5 protein-coding genes are annotated in these 4,309 nt (G+C 58.0%); 1 reads left to right on the forward strand and 4 read right to left on the reverse strand.

Annotated elements, in window-relative coordinates; translation table 11 throughout:
• Positions 1-83: 83 nt before the first annotated feature.
• From ACW9HW_RS29105 to ACW9HW_RS29120, 4 genes are all read right to left on the reverse strand, one after another.
• Positions 84-275 (reverse strand): PLDc N-terminal domain-containing protein, encoded by a 192-nt coding sequence (locus ACW9HW_RS29105; RefSeq protein WP_095196807.1) that lies wholly within the window; start codon positions 273-275, stop codon positions 84-86.
• 82 nt (positions 276-357) lie between these two features.
• Positions 358-888, reverse strand: a complete 531-nt coding sequence (locus ACW9HW_RS29110; protein WP_095196808.1) for a hypothetical protein — start codon at positions 886-888, stop codon at positions 358-360.
• Between the two features lie 237 nt (positions 889-1,125).
• The gene (locus ACW9HW_RS29115) at positions 1,126-1,644 is read right to left on the reverse strand and encodes an ankyrin repeat domain-containing protein (RefSeq protein WP_137806741.1); all 519 of its coding nucleotides are present in this window, start codon (positions 1,642-1,644) and stop codon (positions 1,126-1,128) included.
• Positions 1,645-1,740: 96 nt separating this feature from the next.
• Positions 1,741-3,579: a long-chain-acyl-CoA synthetase gene (locus tag ACW9HW_RS29120; protein ID WP_457402769.1), complete on the reverse strand. Its 1,839-nt coding sequence runs from the start codon at positions 3,577-3,579 to the stop codon at positions 1,741-1,743.
• Positions 3,580-3,924: 345 nt separating this feature from the next.
• Between ACW9HW_RS29120 and ACW9HW_RS29125 the strand changes: the two genes are divergently transcribed.
• Positions 3,925-4,200, forward strand: a complete 276-nt coding sequence (locus tag ACW9HW_RS29125) for a DUF3509 domain-containing protein (RefSeq protein WP_095196811.1) — start codon at positions 3,925-3,927, stop codon at positions 4,198-4,200.
• The last annotated feature ends 109 nt before the right edge of the window (positions 4,201-4,309 follow it).

A 4,309-nucleotide genomic window follows, 5' to 3' on the forward strand; every position in this document is an offset into this window, starting at 1 on the left:
AGCCACATCCAAATTGAATGTGCCATCTCCTTCGCGAGCAGGCTCGCTCCCACAAGGGAAATGCGTTGTGCCCGAAGGCGCAGTCAGACCCTGACATCACCTCTCGGCCCGGCAATGGCCCAGATGATCAGGCCCAAAACCGGCAGCAGCAGGATCAACAGCACCCAGATGATTTTCATCCCGGTGGAGACGCCACTTTTCAGCACGTTGATGATGGCCCAGATGTCCAGGGCAAGAATGATCAGGCCGACCAGGCTGTTGAACGTGGAACCCATGGTGACGCTCCCAAAGAGTGGTATGCCCCCTTAGGATAGCCGGCCCGGACAAGGGTTCCGTTTTATTGACAGCTTTACCGTCTCAGACGTGGATGGCCACTTTCAAGGCTTCCAGGGCGGGCGCAGCCGCGATGCCGACTTCGGCGCACAACTCGAGTACCCGTGGCACGTCGTTGCCGTAGACCAGCACCACTTGCAGCTCGTCGTCGAGCAACTGACTGAAGTTCAGCAGTGTGTAACCACCGTTTTCCTTGTTCAGGCTGCTCATTTGCACCTGGATGCGATTGAGCGCGGTCAGGGCTTCGGTCTTGGCCAGTTGCTTGGGCTTGAGGTTGAACTCGACGCCCGGACCGAAGGAGGCGACGATCTGGGCGAACAGGTCCATGTACGTGTCGGCCTGGAACAGCACGGTTTCGGGCAGACTGCCGACGACCACCCACTCGCCCAGCGGAATCGGGAAAGTGTCGTCGTAGTTGATGTCCGGATTGGCGCTCAGAAAACCCTGTGGATCCGCGTACGCCTGGGCCGCTTCGTCAGCGACCTTGAGGATTTCGTCTTCACCCATGCACCCGGAGCTGATTTTGCTGATGAGTTCGACGAGTGCGGCTTTCATGGGGCAGATCCTGTAGCGAGGGAATTTTGAGGGCGCGAAGGATAACGCATTAATGGATGAATTGCGGACCTGAGGCAACAGACCTTCTGTGGCGAGGGAGCTTGCTCCCGCTGGGGTGCGAAGCGCCCCCAGAAACAGCGAGTGCGGTCATTCGGCTAGACCGCGTCTGTCGAGTTTACGACTGCTTCGCAGCCGAGCGGGAGCAAGCTCCCTCGCCACAGAGTTCAGACAGGGCGATTAACCCAGCAGTTTCTCCAGCTGTGCAACGGTATCGACCGCGCCCATGGTTTTCGCCGCATCCAACGCGGTAATGCCGTTGGCGTCCTTGGCTTTCGGGTCGGCGCCTTTGCTGATCAGGTAGTCGACGATGGCGACGCGATTGAACATCGCCGCCATCATCAACGCCGTACGCCCGTCGAACGACGAACCCTCGACCTGCGCGCCACCTTCAACCAGCGCCGTGACGACCGCCAGGTCGCCCTTGAAGGCAGCACCCGCGATCGGACTCTGACCGTTATCGTTGCGGATTTCCGGATCGGCCTTGTGTTCGAGCAGGACTTTCACGGTGTCCACATGGCCGTGGTACGCGGCCAGCATCAGCAAGGTGTCGCCCTTGTGATTGCGCAGGTTCGGCGGCAGGCCTTTGGTCAGCAGCGCAGCCATCATGGCCGCATCGCCCTCCCGCGCCTTGTTGAATACCTGTTCGGCAAACTCGGCAGCTTCTTCGGGGGTCATCTGGCGGCTTTTGTCTGACATTGAGCACTCCACATTCAATTATTCGCAAAGCCGACAGTTTCCCGAGCCACCCCGGCACTGTCACTTCTTTTTTCTGATGCGCGGCCATAGCCACATTCAATAACGATGCAAGCCACTGTGAATCTCGGCCAGCACCTGTTCGGTGACCTGCACATAAGTGTCGGTTCCCGGCAACCACGCATAGATCGGGTCATCGCCGGTTCGCCCCGGGTCAAACGCTTCGTCCTTGAGCCGGGTCTTCTGATACTTGAACGTCCCGGTGGTTTCCATTTTCACTTTCACCCGCAGGAACAACGGCACTGCATAGGCCGGAAGCTGCTGCCGGATAAACGCCAGCAATTCACTGAAGTCCAGGGTCGCCAGGGACTCGGCGGGCGTGATCGCCGCCATTCCGGCCCGGCCGTTGGTGTTGCGGATTTCCACGCCATAGGCCACGGCCTCGGAAATAAGCGGATGTTTCAGGAGCATGTTCTCGACTTCGGTGGTCGAGACGTTTTCCCCTTTCCAGCGGTAGGTGTCACCCAAACGATCGACAAACTGCGCGTGGCCAAAACCAATGTTGCGCAGCAGGTCGCCGGTGTTGAAATAACGGTCGCCCTTCACGAAGACGTCATGAAGCACGACTTTTTCGGTTTTCTGCGGGTCGGTGTAGCCATCCAGCGGCGCCTTGTCATCGATCCTGGCCAGCAAAAGCCCCTGCTCGCCTTTGCCAACCTTGCGCATGAAGCCATTGGCTTCACGGGTCGGCGCTCCACTGTCGTGGTCGTACGCCGCCAACTCCCAGGACATCAGGGAAAAACCGACGGTGTTGTCGAAATTCAGAATGTTGGTGAAACCGATATTGCCGTCGCTGGCGGCATACAGTTCGCAAATGTGGTTTACACCAAAGCGCGTCTTGAACTCACGCCAGGCACCGGGGCGCAGGCCGTTGCCGATCATCTTGATCACGCCGTGCTTGCTGTCGTCGGCACTGGGCGGTTGATCGATCAGATAACGACACAATTCGCCGACATAACCGATGGTGGTCGCGCGGTACTTGCGCACGTCGCTCCAGAACTGACTGGCGCTGAACTTGCGGCGGATGGCAAACCCCGAGGCACCGCTGATGGCCGAGCCCCAGCACACGCAAAGGCCGGTGGCGTGATACAGCGGCAAGGTGCAATAGACGACATCTTCCGGGCGCATATCCAGCGCAATCATCCCGAAGCTGGCGGAGCTGCGCATCCAGCGTCCGTGTTTGAACACCCCGGCCTTGGGCAAACCGGTGGTGCCCGAGGTGTAGATATAGAAACAGGGGTCGTCGAAGAAAACCTGCCGGCTGCTGACGGGGTTGGCACCGTCGGCGCCGACGCTGGACGTCATCAGATTGATGAAACCATCGGGGGCCATTCCAGGATGGCGGTAAGTGTCTTGATCGGCGACAAACCAGGTTCGTCCCGCCTCGATCGCCACCTGCTCGCGCACCGCCAGAAACGCCGGGACAAGCTCCTCGCCGACCACAATGGCGGCCGGTGTCACCAGATTCAGGCTATGGACCAGGGTGTCGCGGGTCAGCGACGTGTTGAGCAAGGCACTGATCGCGCCAACCTTGGCCACTGCCAGTATCGTCACCAACAGCTCCGGGCGGTTTTCGATGAATACCGCCACCACATCGCCCTTGCCGATGCCTTGCTCGATCAGGTAATGGGCAATGCGATTGGCCCACTGATTGGCCTGTGCATAAGTCAGCGACACCTCGCCGTACAGTAATGCCGGGCCATCAGGATTGCGCAGGGTTGCCTGCTCGAAACTCCAGCCCAGGCCACACGGTTGGGTCGGATCCTTGACATTGGCGAGCTTCATTCCCTTGACCACCCGTGGCAGGGCTTTGGCAATGGAAGGCAGCTTGCGGAGCATCATGCCCCAGGTAATCGTGTCGCTCGAGGTGCGGCTCATGGTTGCTCCCGTTCGATCTTTTTATTGTCGGGCGGCGCTGATTGAAGCCCGAAAATACGTCAACGGTTCTGGAGCTGTACACGCGGTTTTTGAAATGTTTTGTATCTGCGACGCCGGTGTTGGAAATCGCGAGCACCGGCACACAAAATGGTTCCATCGAATCGCCGACGACCCCGCAAAATGCAGGATGCACGATGGCCATTCTTGCAAATTGCACGAAAATGAAAAACAGCTAAAAAATTAAATCATTGTTTTTAAAGGATATTTTTCAGAATCGGGTACTGGCACAATCACTGCAACGCTCTGTGCATGCTTGCCATTCAAGTACTCACGGAGCTGATAGACATGAGCCTGATCCAGGAAAAATTTTCATCCTTGTTCTCCAACTTCGAAGTCACCACCCAGGCACGACCTGACGGCGGAATCCTGCTGACTCTGAGCGCAGAAGGAAAAGTCTTCAAACGCTCGATTTCCTATCAGCAATTGCACAATGGCGATCAATTGTCGTGGGTCATCAGCGCCATTCGCCGCGACCTGGCGGAGCAGGCCAGCGAACTGCCGCAGATTTCCATGCTGCAAAGCCAGCAGCGGTTTGCGTTGCCGACTTACCACTCGGCGTAAAGCTTCACCCAAGGACTATCGGATTTCCGATTCCCTGTAGGAGCGAGCTTGCTCGCGATGGTCGCAAGTACGCCGCTGGGCATCAGGTCTCCAGCGTTATCGTTCACGA

This window comes from Pseudomonas sp. SDO5532_S415, from assembly GCF_054071155.1.

Bases quoted from the DNA above. Each gene is read 5' to 3' on its own strand.
- ACW9HW_RS29105 (WP_095196807.1), bottom strand. From the start codon at position 275: ATGGGTTCCACGTTCAACAGCCTGGTCGGCCTGATCATTCTTGCCCTG.
- ACW9HW_RS29110 (WP_095196808.1), bottom strand. From the start codon at position 888: ATGAAAGCCGCACTCGTCGAACTCATCAGCAAAATCAGCTCCGGGTGC.
- ACW9HW_RS29115 (WP_137806741.1), bottom strand. From the start codon at position 1,644: ATGTCAGACAAAAGCCGCCAGATGACCCCCGAAGAAGCTGCCGAGTTT.
- ACW9HW_RS29120 (WP_457402769.1), bottom strand. From the start codon at position 3,579: ATGAGCCGCACCTCGAGCGACACGATTACCTGGGGCATGATGCTCCGC.
- ACW9HW_RS29125 (WP_095196811.1), top strand. From the start codon at position 3,925: ATGAGCCTGATCCAGGAAAAATTTTCATCCTTGTTCTCCAACTTCGAA.